9 protein-coding genes are annotated in these 22,813 nt (G+C 50.6%); 6 read left to right on the forward strand and 3 right to left on the reverse strand.

Going from position 1 to position 22,813, the window contains the following annotated elements:
• Positions 1-13: 13 nt before the first annotated feature.
• Positions 14-1,810 (forward strand): alanine--tRNA ligase, encoded by a 1,797-nt coding sequence (locus NFR55_RS07395; protein ID WP_251547839.1) that lies wholly within the window; start codon positions 14-16, stop codon positions 1,808-1,810.
• Positions 1,807-2,517: a hypothetical protein gene (locus NFR55_RS07400; RefSeq protein ID WP_251547841.1), complete on the forward strand. Its 711-nt coding sequence runs from the start codon at positions 1,807-1,809 to the stop codon at positions 2,515-2,517. Before NFR55_RS07395 ends, NFR55_RS07400 begins: the two co-directional genes overlap by 4 nt.
• A gap of 24 nt (positions 2,518-2,541) precedes the next feature.
• On the opposite strand, the gene leuS is transcribed toward NFR55_RS07400, so the two are convergent.
• Complete coding sequence (gene leuS / locus NFR55_RS07405) at positions 2,542-4,977, reverse strand: leucine--tRNA ligase (protein ID WP_251547843.1); 2,436 nt, start codon at positions 4,975-4,977, stop codon at positions 2,542-2,544.
• A 152-nt stretch (positions 4,978-5,129) separates the two neighbouring features.
• Between leuS and NFR55_RS07410 the strand changes: the two genes are divergently transcribed.
• A complete protein-coding gene (locus tag NFR55_RS07410; protein WP_251547845.1) occupies positions 5,130-6,533 on the forward strand; it encodes a hypothetical protein in 1,404 nt (467 codons plus the stop codon).
• A 23-nt stretch (positions 6,534-6,556) separates the two neighbouring features.
• Here the strand turns inward: NFR55_RS07410 and nrdD are convergent, their stop codons facing one another.
• Positions 6,557-6,823 carry an anaerobic ribonucleoside-triphosphate reductase gene (gene nrdD / locus NFR55_RS07415; RefSeq protein ID WP_251547847.1) on the reverse strand — a complete coding sequence of 89 codons (267 nt, stop codon included), beginning with the start codon at positions 6,821-6,823 and terminating at the stop codon, positions 6,557-6,559.
• Positions 6,824-7,083: 260 nt separating this feature from the next.
• Between nrdD and NFR55_RS07420 the strand changes: the two genes are divergently transcribed.
• From NFR55_RS07420 to NFR55_RS07430, 3 genes are read left to right on the forward strand one after another with little or no spacing between them, the layout of a single operon-like run.
• Positions 7,084-7,314, forward strand: coding sequence for a hypothetical protein (locus NFR55_RS07420; protein ID WP_251547849.1), 231 nt, complete (start codon positions 7,084-7,086; stop codon positions 7,312-7,314).
• 28 nt (positions 7,315-7,342) lie between these two features.
• Complete coding sequence (locus tag NFR55_RS07425; protein WP_251547851.1) at positions 7,343-20,290, forward strand: hypothetical protein; 12,948 nt, start codon at positions 7,343-7,345, stop codon at positions 20,288-20,290.
• Entirely contained in the window at positions 20,287-21,723 is a 1,437-nt protein-coding gene (locus NFR55_RS07430; protein WP_251547853.1) for a hypothetical protein, read from the forward strand. The genes NFR55_RS07425 and NFR55_RS07430 overlap by 4 nt, the downstream gene beginning before the upstream one ends.
• Here the strand turns inward: NFR55_RS07430 and NFR55_RS07435 are convergent.
• Entirely contained in the window at positions 21,712-22,656 is a 945-nt protein-coding gene (locus NFR55_RS07435; RefSeq protein WP_251547855.1) for an AEC family transporter, read from the reverse strand. The genes NFR55_RS07430 and NFR55_RS07435 overlap by 12 nt on opposite strands.
• Positions 22,657-22,813 lie beyond the last annotated feature (157 nt).

Raw genomic sequence — 22,813 nt, forward strand, 5'->3', positions numbered from 1 at the left:
AGAGGATACTTACATGAAAAACAGGAAAGATATCACGTCTGACGATTTGCGCGAAATGTGGCTCGATTTCTACCGCGAAAAGGGACACGCCGTAATTCCTTCGGCGTCTCTTATTCCCGAGAACGACCCCACGGTGCTCTTTACCACCGCGGGCATGCACCCGCTCGTGCCCTATCTTTTGGGCGAACCTCATCCCGCGGGCAAACGCCTTGCCGACGTGCAAAAGTGCGTTCGCACGGGCGATATAGACGAGGTGGGCGACAGCAGCCACTGCACGTTTTTCGAAATGCTCGGCAATTGGAGCTTGGGAGATTATTTCAAGCAGGATATGATACGCTGGAGTTACGAGTTCCTAACGAGCGAAAAATATCTCGGGCTCGACCCCGACAGGCTTGCCGTATCGGTGTTTGCGGGCAACGAGGACTGCCCGCGCGACGACGAGAGCGCGAAAATATGGATTGAGTGCGGAATAAAACCCGAGCGCGTGTTCTTCCTTCCCAAAGAAAACAATTGGTGGGGACCCGCCGGCAAAACCGGACCTTGCGGACCCGACACCGAGATGTTTATACTGCGCGGCGAGCCGTGCGGGGCGGACTGCTCACCTGCGTGCGACTGCGGGCACTATCTCGAAATTTGGAACGACGTGTTCATGCAATACAATAAAACCGCCGAAGGAAAGTTCGAGCCGCTTGCCCGCAAGAACGTGGATACGGGCATGGGACTCGAGCGCACGCTTTGCATTTTGCAAGGCAAAAAGAGCGTGTACGAAACCGATTTGTTCGTGCCCGTTATAGCCCGAATAGAAAAACTCGCCGCAAAAAAGTACGGCGAGAACGAAGCCGACACCCGCGCAATGCGCATAATAGCCGACCACGTGCGCACGTCGGTGTTTATGATAGGCGACGAAAAGGGCATAACCTGCTCCAACGTGGACCAAGGCTACATTTTGCGCCGCCTTTTGCGCAGAGCCATACGCTATATAAAACAGCTCGGCATGAACAAAGGGGATATAACCGAGGTTGCGGCGGCTGTGATAAAGCGATACGAAAAAGCCTATCCCGAACTTACAGCGGCGGCGGATAAAATAAGAGAAGAGATATCGCACGAAGAAGAACGCTTCGAAAAAACGCTTACCTCTGGTATTCGCGAGTTCGAAAAACTGTGCGGCTATCTTGTGGGCGACACCGTTTCGGGCAAGGCGTGCTTTAAGCTGTACGACACGTACGGATTTCCCATAGAGATGACCGAGGAGCTTGCCGCCGAGCGCGGACTCAAGATAAACCGCGCCGATTTCGAAAAGCTGTTCGAGGAACACAGACTCAAGAGTCAGGCGGGCGCGGAACAGCGTTTCAAGGGCGGACTTGCCGACAACACCGAAGCCACGGCACGCCTTCACACCGCCACGCACCTTATGCACCGCGCGCTCAAAACCGTGCTTAACGACGAGAACGTAAACCAAAAGGGGAGCAACATAACCGCGGAGCGTTTGCGCTTCGATTTCACGTTCGGTCGCGCACTCACGCCCGAGGAGTTGGCGGAGGTGGAAAAGCTCGTTAACGAGGCGATACAAGCCGACGTGCCCGTAGTGTGCGAGGAGATGACTGTAGACGAGGCGAAAGCCGCGGGCGCGGTGGGACTGTTTGCGAGCAAGTACGGCGAGAAAGTAAAAGTTTACACAATGGGCAAATTCAGCAAGGAAATTTGCGGCGGACCTCACGCCGCCCGCACGGGCGAGCTCGGGCGTTTCCGCATTGTGAAAGAGCAATCTTCTTCCGCGGGAGTGCGCCGTATCAAGGCGGTACTCGAGTGATACTCGTTATATTTTCGTACGTTAAGAGCGCGATAGTATTTTCGTTTATGACCCTTGCGGTTGCGGCGGGCATTGCGGCAACCTGTCTTTACACTCAAGCCACAGTCGATTTCGTTTTGAGAATTGCGGGGCTGTGCGTGCTCTTTATCGCTTCATACGCCGCATCTTGCGCCTACGCCGTAAAGCTCGTAGACTCGCAGTGCGAAAGGATGGGGAATAACGAGTGCAAAATCGAAGAGCTGTCGGTAAGGCTGCGCAAACTCGCAAAGAGGGCGTATTTCGGAAGCGTGCGCGGCATGATTTCGGTGCAGTACGCATACGCGCTTTTGTGCCTTGGCAAATACCGCGAAGCCGAAATCGCCGCATCCGACGCCATAGTCGCGGCGGGCGACGGAGCGAAAGCCGACGCTTCGATACTGTTTTGCAAGGCGTACTACATGCTCGGCGACGAAAAGTATTTCGAAATAAATTACCCTAAGGCAATTAACGCTCTCGAAAAATATTGCGAGAGCAAAAACAAATCCGTAAGTGATTCGGCGTGCGCGAGCCGAGCGGCGATAGAGGCTATGCGCCTGTCGCTCTCTGGCGATAACGACGCCGCGCTCGACCGCCTGAACGGCTTTTGCGCTGAAAACATGCCGCCGCTGTTGCAAAGAAATATCATAGAACTTAAAAAGCACATGCAATCAAAAAAGGACGCCGCTTGAGCGTCCTTTTAGATTATGCCGTAATTATACTATCAAGTTAAGCAGTCTGCCTTTTATATAGATTGCTTTTTTTACCGTTTTGCCGTCGAGCGCGGCAATTACGTCGGCGTTTGCGAGCGCGATTGCTTTTGCCTGTTCGTCGGCGGCGTCTGCGGGCACGTTTATGCGAGCTTTGAGCTTGCTGTTGATTTGCACCGCGATTTCCGCTTGGTCTTTTATAAGGGCGCGTTCGTCGCACTCGGGATAGCTTTCCGAGAATACGGTGCCTTTGCCGCCGCGTTTTTCGTGCAGTTCTTCCGCAACGTGCGGGCAAAAGGGAGCAAGCAGTTTAACGAGTTCGCCCGAAACGTATTCGAGATAAGAGTAGTCGCACGCCTTGTCGCTCTCGAACTTGTACATTGCGTTCACAAGTTCCATGAGCCTTGCAATCGCGGTGTTGAACGAGAACGCGTCCAAATCGGAGCGAACGGCTTTGATGCAGTAGTTGAGCGCGTAGGCGAGTTCCTTTTCGGCGGGAGTTTGAGCGTTGCGACTGCTCTTTTTGGCGGACTCGTGCGACTTGAGCACAATGCGCTCCACGCGGTCGAGGAATTTGGCTATCGGCTTTATGCCGTCGTCGCTCCACGCTCCGCCCTCGGTGAACGCAAAGCGGAACATAAGGAACATGCGGAACACGTCCGAACCGTATTCGTCCACGTAAATATCGGGGTTTATTACGTTGCCGCGGTTTTTGCTCATCTTGTAGCCGTCCGGTCCGAGTATAAGCCCTTGGTGTACGAGCGAGGTAAACGGCTCGTCGAATTTAACGTAACCCATATCGCGCAACGCCTTTGTGATGAACCGCGCGTAAAGCAGGTGCATGCAAGCGTGCTCCGCGCCGCCTATATATTTATCTACGGGCAACATCTTGTTTATAAGCTCGGTGTCGAACGCCGCTTTGTCGTTCTTGTTGTCGGGGTAGCGGAGATAGTACCAACTCGAGCACACGAAGGTGTCGAGCGTGTCGGGGTCGCGCCGCGCGGGCTTGCCGCAAACGGGGCAAACCGCGTTCATGTATTCTTCGCTCTTTCTCAGCGGCGACGCGCCGTCGGGCGTGAAATTCACGTTATAGGGGAGAGTTACGGGCAGGTCTTTTTCGGGCACGCAAACCGCGCCGTGCTCGGGGCAGTATATAACGGGTATGGGAGTGCCCCAATAACGCTGGCGCGATACCGACCAGTCGCGCAAACGGTAGTTTACCTTTTTGCCGCCTTTGCCCTGCTCCGAAAGATATTTTTGTATCGCGCTTATTGCTTTGAGCGTACCGAGCCCGTCGAATTGTCCGCTGTTTTCGGTAACGCCGTATTCGCAGTAGGGGAGTTCCGTATTTTCTCCGTTTGCCGCCTTTATCACGCGCTTAACTTTTAGCCCGTATTTTTTCGCAAACGCAAAATCGCGTTCGTCGTGCGCGGGCACGCCCATTACCGCGCCCGTGCCGTATGTGCCTAAGCAGTAGTCCGCTATCCATACGGGTATTTTTTCGCCGCTTACGGGGTGTATGCAGTACGCGCCCGTGAACACGCCCGTTTTTTCACGCGCGGAAGAAAGGCGGTCTATATCGCTCGCCTTGCTCGTTTCTTCGCGGTACTTTTCAACGGCGGCTTTTTGCTCGGGCGAGGTTATTTTCGTTACTATATCTTTTTCGGGCGCGACTACCACGTACGATACGCCCATTAGAGTGTCGGCTCGCGTGGTAAATACCGTTAAGCCCTCTTTTACGCCCTCGAGTCCGAAAGTTATCTCCGTGCCCTCGCTTCTGCCTATCCAGTTGCGTTGCATGGTTTTTGTCTTTTCGGGCCAGTCGATTTTGTCCAGCCCGTTCAAAAGTTCTTCGGCGTATTCGGTTATCTTAAAGAACCACTGAGTCATCTCTTTGCGCACAACCGCAGTGCCGCAACGCTCGCAACAGCCCTCCACAACCTGCTCGTTGGCTATAACGGTGTTGCAAGACGAGCACCAATTCACTGGAGCTTTCTTTTGGTAGGCAAGCCCGTGCTTGTAAAGCTCGGTAAAAAGCCACTGAGTCCAGCGGTAGTATTCGGGTAAGCAGGTGCTCACCTCGTGCTCCCAATCGTATGTTGCGCCCATATCGCGCAACTGCCGCTCCATGGTAACTATGTTTTTGAGCGTGTTGTCTTTGGGGTGCGTGCCCGTTTTAATGGCGAAATTTTCGGCGGGCAGTCCGAACGCGTCGAAACCCATGGGGTGAAACAGTTCGTAACCGCTCATCTTCTTAAAGCGCGCGAAAGTGTCTGCGGGCGCAAAGTTGAACCAGTGCCCGAGGTGCAGATTTGCGCCCGAGGGGTACGGCCACATTTCGAGCGAGTAGTATTTTTTGTCCGCGTTCTTTTTGTTAAATCCGTAACAGCGGTTGTTTTCCCAATAAGCGTTCCATTTTTTATCGAGCTGCTTGTAGTCCATTTTGTTTTCTCCTATTTCAAACTATTATAACGCATACAAAGTTATAAGTCAAGTGCCCGCCCGAATTTGAACGGTATCGAAAATTTCGGGTATTGACATTCGGGCGTTTTTGAGTTATAATTAAAGAAAGGTATGTAAAGATGACGGCAAGGGTGAAAAAGTATATCGTATTCGCGTTTATCGCGGCTGTAACGGCGGCGCTGTGTTTGTTGCCGCGCGCGTTCCTTGCGCTTGCCAATTCCGCCGACAGATACTGGCACAGCGAGTCGGAGAGCGCGGGCGTTTTGCATAGGGGCGACTGCCCGCTCGAGGTAACGCACGAAAAACTTACTTTTGATATTCCGTCGTTTCCCGATTATTTTTCGGGTGAGGAAGAGTTCGAAAAGTACGACTCCTCGGTTACCGCCGAATATACCTTTTTCAATCCTACCGAACATGCCGTTACCGCGCGACTGGCGTTTCCGTTCGGAAAACCGAGCGAATTCGGAAACGACTTAAAGTGGGACGATACCGAGCGATACGACGTTTGCGTAAACGGTGCGGCTGTGGAAAAGAGATTGCGCCACACATACTGCTCGCGGTATTACGGCGACGATTTCAACGCGGAAAATGAACTGGAAAAATTGTGCGACGAAAAAATTTCGCGTTGGTTTTTTACGCCTCAAACCGCGGTTACTTACTATACGTACCGAGTGCACGGTATTGCGAGCGAGGGCGGCAACGATTGGTCGCCGTATGCCTCTGCTACTCTGCCCAAAAGCGACACCCGCAGAATAGTAATGAGCGAATACGACGGCTGCGAAACTTTGAGCGATAGATTGAAAGCGGGGTTTTGGGCGGAAAACGGCAAAGAAATTTGCGTTTACACGGTAGGCGAACCATTACCAAAGCCGCCCGAGTGGACTTTGTATTCGAACGGCTCGCAACTAAAATGTATAGACGGCAAAGTAGAGCTTGTAAATACGGGCGAGACGTCGTTTTACGAGTTCGCAACGAGCAAATTGCCCGAAAGCGGCAATATTATGCCCGACGACTGGTACAACGCCGTTACGGAAGCCTTTTGCGCCGAAATTGCGTATTACGTGCACGGCATAGACTACGTATTAAACCCCGCCGACCGCCTTATGCGGTGGTATGAATATTCCCTCGTTGTGCCCGCGGGCGCGACGGTTACAAACTCGGTCTGCGCGCCGCTGTATCCCTCTATAGACGGCTGGTATGAACCGCCCGTATACGATTATGAATATTTGCTTTCTCCAGCGAAGCGTTGGAGCGCGTTCGGCTCGCTCGATATCGAAATCGTTACGCTGCGGTATTTAACGGACGCCAACGGTTTCGGCTTTGAAAAGACCGAAAGGGGATACGCGCTTTCGTTAAACGGATTGCCCGAAAGCGACCTGCGATTTTCGCTGTGCGAGGTGCAAAACCCCAAGTCGGTACACAACTACGGTTCGCCGCTTTGGGTGATTATACCGATAGCCGTTACCGTTTTGATTGCTTTGCCGTGCGTTTTTGCATTAGCTGTGTTGTTACGCTATAAAAAAACGCCGCAGTAAGCGGCGTTTTTCGCTTGTTTTCGTTAACGTGCCAATCCGTGTTTAACGCGCTCGCGTTCTTCGGCGGCTTTGGCGTTGTTGAAACGGTCGAGCGTTCCCACGAGATAACCCGTGATGCGGCGTATGCGCTCGAAAGGGCGTTTGTGGGTGTAATACTTAACGTCTACATACTCGCCGTTGGGCGTAAGTTCCACTTTGTATATGTCTTCTCCCGCGTGTTTTTCGCCGAGCATTTCGAGCACCGCGGCTTCTTCCGCTTCGTTTACGTCTCCGTTTTTGATGATTTCCATGATAATACCTCCGTTACTATATATAGTGCCTGCGACAATAGTCGCAAATCTTTTTAACACTATATATAGTTTAGCATATTATATGAAATTTGGCAACGGTTTTGCATGAAATTTTAGTTAAAAAGCTAAATTTTATGTTTTTACTATATATTTCTTATTGCAATTTTGTTCGATTTGTGATAGAATTATTTTACCGTAATCGAAAAGGCTTTGCGCGTTTTTGGCGTTGCCGCTGTTTTTAAGGAGTGAGATGATACAAAATGTCTAAAAAAGGCGAATTGAAACGGGATATACGCGACAGCGAAAGGGAAATAGAGGAGCTTGAAAAAAAGCGTACTCGCAGTCAGTCGGTGTTGCTCGAAGCCGTGGTAGACGGTGAAAAGCCCAATCCCGTAGACGTGGAGTATTTCAAAACGTTTACAAAGCTGATAGAGATAGAACGTGCAAATCTCAAAAAACTGCATGAGGAGCTTGCCAAACTCGGCAAGTAGCTTATAAAGCTATTCGGGAGGAAGAATAATGAAATTCTTACGTAGTCTTACGGGAAAACACAAACCGCTCGCGGCGGTATGTGTGTTTTTGTGTTGTATGGCTTTATCGCTGTTTATGCTGTTGCCGAGCTTATCTTACGGCGCGAGCGCGGCGGACGGCGATATATCGGGCGGCGCAAACGGAGTTCCCGCACAAGCGCGTCCGCTCAAGTCGTATACGAACATGAACGCAGTAGTTCCGAGCGGCATGGTTATTTACAAAGGCTTAACCACCGTAGCCGACGTTAAAAACAATATTTCGGTAACGGGCGATTACGCGGGCGGAACCGTGGAACTCGAGGCTTCGGAGTTCTCGATATCGCTCGACGGCGTAATGCTTGCCGACGGCGACTTTGTGGTGAGCGACGGCGACGACGTTCCCGCCGTTCAGCTCGACGTGGAGTGCGGCAGTCTGCTCGTAAGTCTTTCTACGCTTAACGTGGCGGAGCAAGACGAAATCCCGCAGTATACGTTATTCGAGCTTAAAGACCCGCCCGTGTTCGTCGAGTCCGACCATACGGGCGAAACTCTCAAAAAATTGCTTACCGTGTGCGGCAAACTCGCCGCAGACGGCACTCCCGAGGTGATTGCCAACAAAGAACTCTACACCGTGGAAATTGCGGGGGGGGGTACGCTTAGTTCAACCAACAACAAAATCAAAGTAAAATTTCGCGGCGGCAAAGAATCGGACGAAATCGCGCTTACGGTTAAGAACGCCGAAATCAAAGGCATTTTCGTAACCGTAAACAAAGATTTGAAACTCGTTGACGGCTACTACAAAACCAACGAACTTATAGAGGGCACGTCCGAATATTACAGCGCATTTGTAACGGGAATGCTTTCCGACGATATAATTCCGAGCCTGTCGGTTTATATCCAATACTCAAACCACCGCAAGCTCGCAACCGAACAGGACGGCTATATAAAAAACACGAATATAATAGACAATACCATAACGGTAACATGGAGTCCGTCGGGAAGCTCTAAGGATTATACCGACTCTCTTTCCGTTCCTTTCGAGGCGGAGAAAGTTGTGGGGATTTCCGCCGTTTCCAATTTATCGGGCGAATTGTATTCGTATACCGATATAAATAGCGGTTCTTCGTTTACGGTAAAAGCAAAGTATAACAACAAAAACAAGGCGGAAAACGAGATAGCGGAATATTCCGTAGACAGCTCGTTGGTTTATAATAACGAAGTTTTAAGCGGCGCGACAGGTTCTCAAACCTATACCAAGGTTGTTAAAATAAGCTATACGAATAATCCCAACATTACGGCAAGCGTTGAAATTCCCAATGTTCGTTATGTTGCGGATTATAATGTGGTTGATATATCGGGCGCGGCAACGCGGCAAACTTTGGGTGCTGATTTTGACTTTAGGGGATTGTTTGCCGTGGTGGTTTACGGCGATAACGGTGAACATATCACTAACATCAAGTTTGACGAATACAAAGAAAAATTCGCAAGCGGCACCGAATTTAAGATAGAGTATTTTAATAATCCGTATGCTACGGGTACTCCGATAGCAAGCGGAATTAAAGTTCCAACCGAGAGATTTCAATCGGTAAAAATAACCCATGGGGGCGTTTTTAATAAGTTTACTGTAACTAATCTTAACCCCGCAAAATTAGATAAGCCGATTGTGGATACTCGCGATATCAATTATCGCGACGGAATATATAAAACTATTTCGGGACTTGATTTGATGAATGTGCCCGCCGCGTTTACCGTGACCGTAAGCGAAAAGGTTGCAAGCGGCGACGAGAAGATTGTTACGGCAGAGTACGCGCCGAATACGGATTGCAATATTTCGGTACATCAAACAAACCCGGGAGTTACTTATACCGCCGACGGAAAAATAGTTTTCATGCGCGGCGGCGAGTTCGTCGTTAACTTTGCGTTGAAAGACGGCGTAAACGGCAGCTACGGTTGGGCGAAAACGAACGACTACAACACCGAATACGACTACACGCTGTCATACGCGATAAAGGTAAACAAGGGCGAACTCGACGTTCGGATTAAAAACAAGAACGATAATACCGCTACGCTCGAGGTGGAATACGGCTCTAAGCAAGACCTGAAGAACAAAATAGAAAACGCGCTTACCGTAGAATATTACACCTACGGCGGTTCTCCCATTCCCGAGTTGCAAAAGCCCGACGCCTACACTCTCAAATACTACGGCTTTACGGCAAACGGCGTTACGTATACGTACACCAATCTTTCGGATAGCGTTCCCGAGGAGGCGGGCGTAAACTACAAAATAGTGGCGGTCACCCAAGAAACGGACGCGTACAAGGCTTCCACCACTTTGCTTGCAAGCGCAGTGACTCTTGAAATTACACCTAAAAAAGTCAAAATAGCCTCGGTTGCGCCCGATAAATATTACGAGCGCAAAGAGCAATCGGGCGGCACGAAAGGGTGGAAAGCGGACGAGTTGGTTACCATACCCGCCGACTTTTTGGATAGAGATAAACCCTCGAGCGGCAGTATAGTAACTATAGAGGACGCTCGCGAAGATAAAACCGCGCCCATTTTGCACGCGGGAACGTATCCCATAAAACTTACGATAAACAGCAAAAACTACGAGTGGGACAGTACCGAAGCCGCGCTTAACGCCGACGGCTACAGCGAAATAACAACCGATTTTACCATACTTAAGCGTGATACGTCGGGCATAACTATTACCTCGCCCGATAGCTTTACATACGGCGATAGCGACGGTTTTTCCGCGAGCGCGGATAAGAGTAACGCAGCCGATACGTACTTTTATCCTACGCTTAACACAGAGGTTGAATATTATTCCGCCGAGTATTACGAGAGCCTTACCGCAGACTCCTCGGGCTATAAGTATCCCGATAAAACAAAGGCTATAACGGCGGAGTTGAAGTCGTGGGACGCGGGCAAGTATTACGTGTATTTCCGCACCGAATTGCCTACCGATAACGGGTGGGACGAAACCGCCGAAGATTACACGTTGCCCGCGGCGGCAAAGGCAATTACCGTGCTTAAAAAGCAGGTTGCAAACGCGGAGCTCTCGGGCGCGAACGGACTTACCTATAAAGGCGCAGACCATACCGTTACAATTGCTAATTTCCTCCCCGATATAATGGAATATTCTGTAACGTACTACCGAATAGGGGCAACCGAAGAGGTCGACGGCGTTACCGGTACGGGCGGCACGTTTACTGCGTTGCATGCGGGCGATTACACCGTTACCGTAAAGTTTAACGATACGGCAAAGAAAAACTACAGCTGGACGACTCCCGAAATTGCGGAATTGTCGCTTACTTTCACCGTAAACAAGTTTACGCTTGCGGTTTCGAGTTGGGGCGAAAGCACTTTCGAATACGACGGCAAAAATCACAAACCCGAGGTTGCGTTTACGCTTGCGGGTAGCGACGAACTGTCTGCCGTGGGCGTAACGCTTACCGTTTATGCAAGCAAAAGCGCGAGCGGAGAATTCGGCGACGAGGTTGCGGATAGTTTAGGACCTACCGCGGCGGGCGAATATTGGAACGTGATTACCGCGATAACCTCGCCCGATTACGCAATGCCCGCAGACTATTTCAAATCGTTTACCATAGGCAAAGCGGATATTTTGTTGCCCGACGCTACGGGCGTGTTTTTGAGCGAGATAGGCGCAGAAGACGGCGTTTCGTATACCACGGACGGAGTTACGGGCGATATACTCGCAAAACTTATGGCTACTTACCGCGGCGCGGAATTTGCGGTGCAAAGGTATTTCAATGACTATAACGACAGAGTTACGGTCACTTTGGAGAGCGGCGACTCATTGAAAAACGCGGGCACGTACATCGTGTTTATCACGCCCGGCAATAACTACAAGTGGCAGGGCGTAGCCGACGGCGTTTCGCAGACTGCAAGAAAAATTTCGTTTGTAATAGAAAAAGCAACTATAACGCTTAAGTGGAACACAAAAGACTCAAACGGAAACGCCTATGTATACAGCGGCAGTGCGCACACTCCGAAGGTAACCGCGGGCGAACTGTTCGCGGGCGATAGCGTAAACGTATCGTTTGAGATTAAGCAGGGGAGCGACGTAGTGCCGGCTATAAATGCGGGCAAATATACGGTAACGGCAACCTCGCCGCTCGATAATAATAATTACCGACTGCCCGCCGATGAAACGGTAAGCGCGGAGTTCGAAATACTCAAAAAAGGCGTTGCCGCGCCCCAAATAGCGGCCGACAGCAAGGTTGTGTTCGGCGGCTCGGCGTTGCCCGAATTTACGGCGGTTACCGACTGGGCGGCGATATATGCTACTAACGCGACCGTAAACATCGCGTGGAGCAACCCGTGGCATAGCGCCAACTCGAACGAGGCAAGCAGTAGCGGAAATTTCCAAATCACCGCAAACGGATTTAATTTTACGTATACCGACGCGGGCACGTACACCGTAACTTTCACGTTGCCCAAAAACGGTGATATTTCAAACTACCGTTTCGGAACAAACGGTAATACCGAAAAGCTCACTGCGAGCATAGATATTACCGTTAACCGCAAACTTATAACCGTTAGCGGGTTCGGCGACCGTCAGCTTACTTACGGTCAGGGTATAAAGCTTAATATAGGCAAGTGGGATATTACCGATATTACGCCCTCGGTGACTTACGGAAAAGTAAAAATCGGAAAGGACGAAAGCGGCGCGATAACGGGCGTTAGCAGAGATGCGTTTGAAAGCGAGCCTTATTTGACCGACCGCGGAGTGTACTGCGTAAAATATACTCTTGCGAGTGCGGGCGATAGCCCTAACCAAAACCCGTATAACTACGAATGGGATACGGAGAGTCTTGAGCTTACCGACACCGCCGTAATAGCTTTGCTCGGCGGCTCGGATAAGTACATAGAATTCGACGAGCAGAGTTTCAGCCTGTACGTGCATTACGCCGTAACTTCCGCCATGCTCAGAATTGAAACACAGTTCGATTCCTACACATACGGAGAAAACGCTCAAAATATTCTTTCCAAGATTTTCAAAGTTACGGGCACTGACGCCGACCTTGCGGCACTGGCGAGCGACAGCAAGGCAGACGGCAAATTTACGCTTACGGTAAGATTTACGGACAAAAAAACAAACGGACTTGTCGGCGGATTTACTTTTAAGTCGGGCGGCAGTACTCTAACCGTGCTTACGGGGAGCGACCTCGAAAACTATCTGCCCTGGAACGCGGGCGAATATTATGTGAATTTCAACTGGAAGTTCGACGAAAAAGTATCCGACTATTTCATACAAAATCCCGAGCAGAACTCCGTTACGCTTACCGTAAACAAGTTGGCGGTGAGCGCGGACAGCGTGGTATGGAAATACGGCGAAACCGTCGTTACCGAACTTGAACATGAAATAACGTACGACGGGCAAAGCCATAATTTCACGGCTGCCGTTAAGAACTCGAGCGTGCCGCAACGCGATGGAAAAACGCTTGCCGCGCCTACGCTTAAAGTTGCGCTGAACTCCGCGGGGGATAAGCCCAAAGCCGTTAAATACGACGATAATGCCGTTATAGCGCATACTATGTATGTAATAGAAACGGATAACGATAACTTTACGTGCAAAAACGCAAGCGGCGAATTTATCTATTCCAAAGGTCTTAAAATTCAGCCTAAAACGGTTAAGGTAAAGGGTAAAGATAAAACGCACGTATACGGCGAAAATCTTACCGTTACGGCGGCGGATTGGTGCGCCTATTCGGCGGTGGGCTCCGACGAGTTCTGCTCGCCCGATACTATTGCCGATTTAATAAATATTGCGATATACGGCGAAACTGCGGTTACTCCGAATAATTTGCTTGCTTATAAAGAGGGCGGCTATACCGTTACGCCCGAGCTTAAGAACAAAACGGGCAACTACGTTTTGGAGGTTACTCAAAGCGGCACGCTCACCGTGATTAAACGCGCAATCACCGTAACCGTAGAAAGCGGACTTACAAGCGAATACGGCGACGCGCCCGTGGATATAATGGACGGGCGTTATTCGGTTACCGTTTCGAACGGAACGGGCGACGCGCTTCCCGAAGCCGTTTCGAACGTGTTCTCGCTCGCGGCAAAATGCGGCTCTGCGGCTGTGAGCGAAACCACAGGCTTCGGCGAGTACAACATAGAGATAGACAAAAACAAGTCGAACAGCAACAATTACGATATTACGTTTACTGCCGAGAAATATTCTATTACACGAGCAACGCTCAAAGTATCGGTAAATTTCAAAATTTATTTCGGCGAGGGTGCGCCCGATAACTATAACGGCGGATGCTATAACTTGAACTTGCAAGATACCGCTATGTACGCCGTTTCGGGTTTTAAGCAAAACGCCAACAACGACGAAAGCAGTTTCTATAAGGATAAGATAACCGCAGGCTTCGGCTATGCCGTATCGGGTTACAACGTTGGCGATATCGGAGAGTTCGATATCACGTTTAACGGCAGCGGACTTATTTGGGGTAACTACAAGTTTGAGAACGACGCCGAAAACGCGGGCAAACTCACCGTAAAAAAGTTGCCCGTAACCGTTACCGTAAACGACCAAACCGCGCAGTATTTCAGTCCGCTTAACGCACTTACTTTTACCGCCGTTGCAAGCGCAAAATCGTCTTACGATAATGCCGCAGACATTGCGGTGCTCGTGGGTACGGAGTTTAGCGATTACGACAAAATTTTCGCCCTTTCGGTGGCCAATCTTGTTTTAAGCAACGACGGCACGACAGTTACCAATCCCGTGGGCACGTACGATATAGTAGGCGCGGCAAACGACTCGACGAACGCCGCAAACTTTTACGATATTACGTTTGTGCGCAATGGGCACGCAGACCAAAGCCGCGGCGAGTACGCCATTACTCCCGCCGAGTTCTCGGTTACGGCGACGGCTAAAACGGGTCTTGCGTTTACGGGCAACGAACAAAATCCTCTCGACGGCGACAAAATTTCCGTTACCGCGGCAGACGGGTCTACGCCCGCGGTGCAATACTATTTGTCGGTTTCGCAAATTGCCGACCCCGCGAATATAAGCGGTTGGGGAGCGGACGGAGCAGTGCCGGCGGCTTTGCACGCGCACGGCGGCTACTATTTGTATTATAAGGTTTCCGATAAAAACGCGACTCCTAATTTCAATCAACTAATAGGTTTCGTTACGTTCGATATCGATACGGCAACGAACGTAATAAATCAGTCGTTTAACTATAACGATAAGGCGTTTGCAAACCTTTCCGCGGAAATGGACTCGGCGTGGACTTACGGCGGGTTTACTCAAGGCATGAACGGCTTTATCACGCCGAGCGCGAAATTCACCTCGGGCGGAACGAAATTTACCGTAACGGTTAAGTTCTCGCGCGAGCTTAGCGGCAACGCTTTGTTAGGCGAGCAAACTTTGCTTAGCGGCGCAACGCTAAACGGCGATATCGTCGGTTTGCTCGATAGCGTGTTCGATAACAATAAATTCGGTGCGGGATATTATTCGGTTGAATACTCCATGCCCGAGTACGTTCATAGCGGCTATAACAAGCCCGACTACTCGGCGATATCTGCCGAGAGCCGTTATTTTAAGGTGGCTAAAAAAGAGCTTACCGTTACGCCCAAAAACGACAGCGTACAGTACGGCGACGGTTACGTGTTTGCAAGCGATTTCGATACGAACACGGAGTTTGCGGGCTTTGTATACGGTGAGGACCGCACCGCGCTCGATATTGCGTTTAATTGGCAAACCTCTTACGCGGCGGGCGACGATGCGGCAAGCGCGCAGACGATATATATAGACAACGCAAGCAATTACGTTGCGGATAACTATTCGTTTAAGTTCGTAGCGGGAGCTCTCACCGTAACCAAGCGCACGGTGAGCATAACTATAGCAAACAAAAGCAATCATTTCGACTTGATACAGGGCGAGGGGAGAGAAGAAGCCGCTTCGCTCGAATATTCGGTTATCAGAGGTACTTTCTACAATAATATCGTTCCGTTCGAGCTTAAAACCGAAGCTCTCACGCCGTATGACGGAAAGAACACCAACCACGTGGGCGATTATCCTATATATGCAGTGTGGAAAGAAAGCGACGGCACGCCGTATGCCCATAATTACGAGATAGCGTTTGTTGACTGCAAAAACTCCTTTAATGGAGATAACGTAATCGGGGAAACCGAAAACGCTGGCACGTTCACCATAGAAAGCGCACTTTTGAACATAAACATTACTACGCCGCACTCAACGGTATACAAATTCGGCGAAAAGAAAGTTTACAGTGCGCAGAGCACGTCGGGAGTGCTTTTCGACTCCGTGTATTATTCGAGAAAGGGTAACGAATTGACCGAGCTTAACGACGCGCCCGTAAACGTGGGAGATTATCGCGTTAAATTCGTGTACACCTCTTCCGACGGCTACGAGAATTACAAAGCACCCGAAAACGTGGCGAACGATTTCAAGATAACTCCGCAGAGCCTGTTCGTGAAAGTGGACGACGTAAACATTCAGTACGGCACAGCCGTAGCTAACGATAAAACGGCTTTGAACCCGTCGGCAAACCGTTTCCCCGGATATACCGTTAGTTTTATTATCGGCAATCAGCAAAACGGCGATATTATTACCGAAAGCGAATTGAAAACTCAGGAAGGCGACAAGATAAGCGGCTTGGACTCTTACGCGTTCGTAACCGCTTACAAATCGAATTCGCCCGCGGTTGTGAACGGCAGAACGAATACGTTTGACGTTTCGGTTAGCGGAATTTCGGCGGATAATTACGCAATCGAGTTTGTAAAGGGTACTATATCGGTAATACCGCGCAATATTTCCGTAACGGTGAAAGGCGCGGAGCAAAGCGTTGAGCTTGCAAAAAGCGTATATACGGGATACGAGCAAAGAACCGATTTGGAAAAGCTGTTTAAGAGCGGGCAAAACTATATCGCCACGGCTCAAACTCTCAACGCGTTTTTTGCCATAACCGATACCGATTGGGCGGGGAGTTCGGGCAACGGTATAGCCGATTTGAAATTTTTCCTCACCATAGACGGCGGCTCGAAAGACGTTGGAAAATACAATTTGATACCCTCTTACGACAACTCCGACTATGCGGTTACGTTTGACGGAAAAGACCAAAGCGGCTATGTGAGCGCGGTATTCGAGATAACCCCCGCGACTCTCACCGTTTCGGTATGGGGAATAAGCAGTGCCGACGTAACGAAAAGACCTCAACAAAACTTTGAAATAACCTACGGCGAAATTCCCGAATTCGCGCCTAATTACGCGGGCTTTAAGGGCGGCGACAGTATCGAGAATTTGAACGGCACGAGTTATATGTCGGGTAAACTCGATACCGATAATTCGTCTATTTGCCCTACGTATACCGCATGGAGCAGTTCGGTGGGGAACTATACCACAAAGTATAGCGGCGATTTGCAATTTAAGAACTACACCGTTAAATATGCCGACTGCGGCTTTAAGGTTGTGCCCCGTCTTGTAACCGCGGATATCGCGGATAAAAACGTGTTCCAAAAATACGCCTACAACGAGGGCAACGCCGTTATTCCCGTAATCACGTTTGCCGACGGTTTTTCGTCCGAAGACGAAAAAGTCATTGAGCTGTTGCTTAGTCCCGATAAGTTCACGCTTTCTTATACGGCAAGCGGCACGGGCGGACTTACCCCCGACGGTAAGCCCAAATTTGCGGGCGACTACAACGTGACGGTCACGCTTACAAACAATAACTTTACGCTCGGTAGCGATACCGAACTTCCGTTTACCGTTGAAAAGAAAATTATCGAGATTGCGTGGGACGAAACCTCGCTGTCGCTCGATGATACTCCCGCAGACGAGCACAAGCGTTTTGTGAATGCGTTCCGCAACGATATAATGGAAATAGAATATTTCCGTTTGCTTGCGGGTAATGACGAAACCGAAATTGCGTGGAGTGCGGCTAACATAGGCGGCGACGGAAAAATATTCTCTTATGTTCCTACCGTTGCGGGAAGATATACTATTCGCATTAAACTTAAAGACGAGCACAACTATATGTTGTCTAACGCGCTCTCTGATATTTTGACGGGCGGCAAAGATAAAACGTATGTAATTCTCACGCTTACGGTTACAAGCAAAAAAGTTACGCTGTCGGTAAGCATAGAGGGTTGGACTTTTGGCAGTTACAATGAGGGAGTGAACAGCCCTAAACCCAACGCGGGAAATCCCGACGCGGCGGGTACGATTTCGTTCTACTACGCAAAAACCACGCTTTCGTCGCTCGACGGGCTTTCGGACGAATTGAAAGCGAGTTTTAATGACATAGACAATTTGTTTGAGTTCGGCATAAACGGACTTGCGGCGTTCGGCGCGGGAGTGCCTACCGACGCGGGCGTGTATCTCGTTCGCGCATACGCGAGCGGCTCGGGCACGAACGCGTTCAAAGCATTCGTGATAATGCCCAAAGAGATAGACGCGCCCGTATTTGCGCCGAGCGGTTACGAATATAACGGCAATAGGCAGGAATACGAAATAGCGTTATCCGACTCGGCGGCGATAAACGTACTGTCGGTAGGGTGCGGCGTGCGCAGGGACAACGGCAAAGTTTACGTTTACGCAACCGACGCCAACGAAAGCGGATATGAAATCACATTCCGTTTAAGCTCGGGCAACTACGTGTGGAAGGGCAAAACGGGCGACGACTCAACCGCAGACATAACGGGCAACAAGTGGATAATAAGGAAAGCCGCCGACGAAATCACGTTTGCCGCAGACACAGTCGCGCTTGCAAACGGCGTTGAGTACGGAGTGGATTACACGCCCGACGCCGAGGCGAAATTCCGCGGTCAGGTTTATTATTTCTACTTTAAGGGCGACGGCAAGCCTGCCGCAGGCGACGCGGGGTGGAGCAACGTAAAACCCGTAAACGCGGGTAACTATTGGATTAAAGCTACTACCTCGAGCACCGCCAACTACAACGGCGGCACGGCTATAGTAAAACTCGTTATCACTCCCGCCGTGCTCGTTGCCACGCCGTTCGGCACAATGACTTACGGCGACGATTTCCTATCCGCGACTCAAACGAGCGCGTTCGGCTACACCCTTAGCGGATTTGTGCGCGGCGACAATTCGAGCAACACGCAACCTACGCAAAACAATGCAACATACTCGTGTTCGGAAACTCTCACCGCGGGCGAACACGCGCTTACCATTGGCGTAAACGGCATAAAGTTTGCAAACTACGTGGTCACGGCGGAGAGAGGCACGCTCACCGTTGCCAAAAAGACGGTGCGCGTAACGGTAAACAGCAGGTCGTCGCAGTACGGCTTGCCCCTCGTTCTTACCGGAGGAATAACTTCGGACGACGGCACGGTGAACATAGACGAGCTGGGCATAACTCTCGGTCTTGCGGGAGTGAGCGCGGGCGCAATTCCGAGCGTGGGCAGTTACACAATTACGGCGGCGTGCTCGAGTCCCAACCATGCGGTGAACGTAACGAGCGGAACTTATACCGTGCTTGCCCGCAAACTGCGCATAGACCTCAAATCGGGCGCAAAACTCGGCGGCAACGTGGGCGACGTAACCGCCGCGAGCAAAGAGCATTTCGACCTGTTTTACGATAACGACGGCAATGCGGGCGACAGGGTTACGAGCGCGGAAATATATAACGCGTTGAATTTCGTGTACAGCACTCAAAACGGCGCAGTGCCCTCCGCAATGGGCAACTACTTTGTTACGGCGTCCGTGGTGCTTATGCCGCAAAACTACGAAATAACGGGGCAGAACACGTTCGCGTTCATAGTGGAACGCGGCGTTATAGACGGTAGCAAAATAACGGTAAGCATAGCCAAATACACGGGCGGAAAAATCGTGCCCGTGATAGATTTCGGCGATTACGAAAGCATAAAAGACTATTTCGAGGTTATTACCGACAGTTCTTACGACTACGAAAACGTGGGCACTCACATTTTCCATATCAGAATAAAAGACAGTCAGTTTGCAAACGTGAAGTGGCAATCTTACGAAGACGCCGACCGCCCGTACGCGCTAATCATTGAGCGAAGCGAGAACAGCGTTGTAAAACTCGAAATAGAAAACTGGACTTACGGCGAAAGCTCGAGCGTTCCCGTTGCGGGCGCAACTTTCGGCGAGGAGAGCGAATTCGTTTACACCTACTACCGCAAAGAGGGCGCAAGCTACGTTAATCTCGGCGGCGTGCCCACCGAGGCGGGAACGTATTACGTGCGCGTATCCGTGCCGCAGTCGGCTAACTGGCTTGCCTGCGTGAGCGACTACATAGAGTTCACAGTGGCGCGTGCGAGCAAAGCCGTGCCCTCGCTCCAAATTAACCCGGGCGTGAACGATACCTACACGGGCGATTTCCTGTGGGCGCAGGTGAGCGGATTTGCTTTCGAAGATATGAGCATAATTTACGGCGGCGTATCCAACATAAGCGGCAACTCGCTTATGCTTCAGGCTTTTGGCGCGGGCACGTACTCTATAAAATTCGTGCTCAAAAACCAAAACTACGCTTGGGCGGATAACGGCGACGTGCAGTTCGATTCCGAGGGCAATCCCGTGCTCAATTGGACTGTGGCTCGCAAAAAGATAGCCAAACCCACGCATAACACAAACTCGTTTATAGTGAGCGGCAAAATACTCGAATATTTCCCGTTCGGGTTCGATTCTTCCATAATGTCTATAACGGGTAACGAGTCGGGATACGGCGGCACGTTTACGGCAACGGTAAAACTGCTCGATACCGACAACTACGAATGGGAAGACGGCACCGCGGGCGAGCTAACGTTCGAGTGGAAGATAGTGGGCGTGCACACCGTGTTCGCCGCGATTATGGGCACGCTGGGCGGCGCGGCGGGCGTTGCGGCGGCGGTTGCGGCGGTGCAGTTCGTGCTGTATCGCAAAAAGAAACGCGCGGAGCGCAGAGAGCTTGCGCGGCTTAACGGCGAGGAGGAAGCGGCATGAACACCACATTTATATCGGCGGGACTGTTCTCGCCCGCGCAGATAACTGGCATAGTGCTTATAAGCGTACTGCTTGCGGCTGTGCTCGCGCTCAACGGCTACCTCGGCTATCTTCTCCACAAGCGCGGCGCGCGCAGACTGCAAACGCAAAAACTCCACTTGCAACGAAACGCCCTGCTTGCCAAGCTCGAGGCGATGCGAGCGGGCGCGACTCCCGAGGACGTTGCGGCTATGGGCGCAACCGAAACCGAGCAAGAGCCCGAAGAGGAAGAGAGCGAAGAAGCGGAGATAGAGGTTGAAGAATTCGGTGACGGCGAGGACGAAGAAATATTCGAGCCCGAGGTTACCGCCGAGGGCAACGTGGTGCGCTATAACCGCAGTTTTACGGCGCGTATAACTCAGGCGGACAACGACTTAAAGGGGCGTTATTCCGAGCTTAAAAACTATATTATGGCGTTTCGCGGCATACGCTCGCGCATGAGTTGGAAGCGCGAAACTTTCCATATGGGAAGAAAGAGCGTGGCGAGCTTTGTTGTGCGCGGCAAAACGCTTTGCCTGTGTTTGGCAACCGACCCGCAAATATTCGACGGCAGCAAATACAAGGTAGACGATATTTCGGGGCGCAACAACAAAAACAAGATGCCGTGCATGTTCCGCATACGAAGCGACCGCCGAATGGGATACGCGAAAGAGCTTACCGATATAGTAATGGCGGGTTTCGGGCTTGAGAAAAACGCCGACTACAAGGCGGACGATTTCACGCTTCCGTATAAGTCAACCGAGGTGCTCATCAAAAAGCGGCTCATAAAGGTGGTGAGCGGCGTTCGCGACTCCGAAAAAGAGGACGCGCTCGCGGCGGCGAAGGGCATACGCTACAATCGCAGTTTCGAAGCGCGTATAATTCAAGCCGACGATTCGCTCAAAGCCAACTATTCAAAGCTGAAAAACCATATTACGGCGTACAAAGAAATAATCGCGGCTTTCAGTTGGAAACGCGAAACTTTCCGCAAAGGCAGAACATGCGTTGCTACGTTTATGATACGCGGCAAAACTTTGTGTCTGTGCCTTGCCGCAAATCCCGCGCAGTACGAAAACACCAAATACAAGGTGGAAGATTTATCGAAGCGCAGTAAAAAGACCAAAACGCCGCTACTGTACCGCGTTAAAAACGAAAGGCGCATAAACTACGCAATGCAACTTATAGACCGCGTGTTTGCCGAGCACGGCATAGAAAAAGGCGACGGCGAATACGTGAATTACGCCGTGCCCTTTACGGCAACCGACACGCTTGTGCGCAGAGGTCTTATACGCGTGATTACGGGCGCGACTCCGCAGTTCGGGCAGTTCAAAGCCGAGCCGCAAGCCGATACTCAATCACAAGCCGAGCCGCTCAAAGAGGTTGCGGCAACCGAACGGTCAAAATCAAATGAGTAGCGCGAGCAGGGGCAGAGTGGCGATAGACGAGAGCGTTCCGAGCAAAACGGTGTTTGCGGCTACGTCTTGCCCCTCGCCGAGTATTTCGGCGTAGTTTTGCACCACCGAAGCCACGGGGCACGCGCACATAACGAACATGCACATCGTAAGCTCGGAGTTTACGCGCAAAAGCATTAAAAGCCCCAACGCGCACAGCGGAAACACGATTTGATTTATAGCCACGGCAAAGTATTGCAAAGGATTGATAAACAGGTTTTTGGGTTTGATTGTGGCGAGTCGCATGCCCATTATAAGCATGCACAGCGGCGCGGTCATTTTGCCGAGTATGTTTATCATGTTTTCAATCTGCCCGAGCGCCTGCCCGTTTTGCGAGCTTATCTTAAATCCCGTAATAAAGAAGGGCAGGGAAAGCGCGATGGAAATAGTTGCGGGGTTTATAAACATTTTCTTCGCGCTTATGTATTTTTTGTCGCGCGTGATTATCGCCGATATCAAAGTCCAGCCGAGCAGGTTCATGGAAAGAAAGTACATCATGGAGTATGCCGCCACGTTGGGCGAGTCGGGGAAAATCGCCTCGAGTATAGGCACGCCCAAAAACGAACAGTTGGAAAGAGTGGTTGCAGTCGTAGCTACGCGATATTTCACGTCGTCGAACTTTTTGCGGAAAATAAATCCGAACAAACCGATAAACAGCAATTGCAACGCGGTAATAATTCCGAAGAATATCAAAAGATTTATGCCGAGCTCGCGACTGAAATCCGCCTTGTTGAACGAATAGAGCGTGAGAGCGGGTTGGCACACGTACATGAGCACGCGTGAAAAAGCCGAAATGCTGTCGGGCTTTATCGCTTTTGCCTTTATGAGTATGTAGCCGGGCACGGCGTAGGCGAGCATTATGCCCACCGTAATGAGTGTTGTTGTAAATTCGCGCATACCGCATTATTATACAACTTATTTTTTCAAAAAGCAATTTTTTAACGCACAAATATAATTTCGGCGTTTTTTGTTTGACAGCCGCGCACCGAATAAGTTATAATATATATGTGGAAATTTGTTGTTCCGTGCTCAATTGTTCGAGACTTTTACCGAA

The organism is Pumilibacter intestinalis (assembly GCF_943193005.1).
Taxonomy (GTDB): domain Bacteria; phylum Bacillota; class Clostridia; order Christensenellales; family Pumilibacteraceae; genus Pumilibacter; species Pumilibacter intestinalis.

Excerpts from the sequence above, each read along its gene's own strand:
- NFR55_RS07395 (WP_251547839.1), top strand. The coding sequence starts at position 14 with ATGAAAAACAGGAAAGATATCACGTCTGACGATTTGCGCGAAATGTGG.
- leuS (WP_251547843.1), bottom strand. The coding sequence starts at position 4,977 with ATGGACTACAAGCAGCTCGATAAAAAATGGAACGCTTATTGGGAAAAC.
- nrdD (WP_251547847.1), bottom strand. The coding sequence starts at position 6,823 with ATGGAAATCATCAAAAACGGAGACGTAAACGAAGCGGAAGAAGCCGCG.
- NFR55_RS07420 (WP_251547849.1), top strand. The coding sequence starts at position 7,084 with ATGTCTAAAAAAGGCGAATTGAAACGGGATATACGCGACAGCGAAAGG.
- NFR55_RS07425 (WP_251547851.1), top strand. The coding sequence starts at position 7,343 with ATGAAATTCTTACGTAGTCTTACGGGAAAACACAAACCGCTCGCGGCG.
- NFR55_RS07430 (WP_251547853.1), top strand. The coding sequence starts at position 20,287 with ATGAACACCACATTTATATCGGCGGGACTGTTCTCGCCCGCGCAGATA.
- NFR55_RS07435 (WP_251547855.1), bottom strand. The coding sequence starts at position 22,656 with ATGCGCGAATTTACAACAACACTCATTACGGTGGGCATAATGCTCGCC.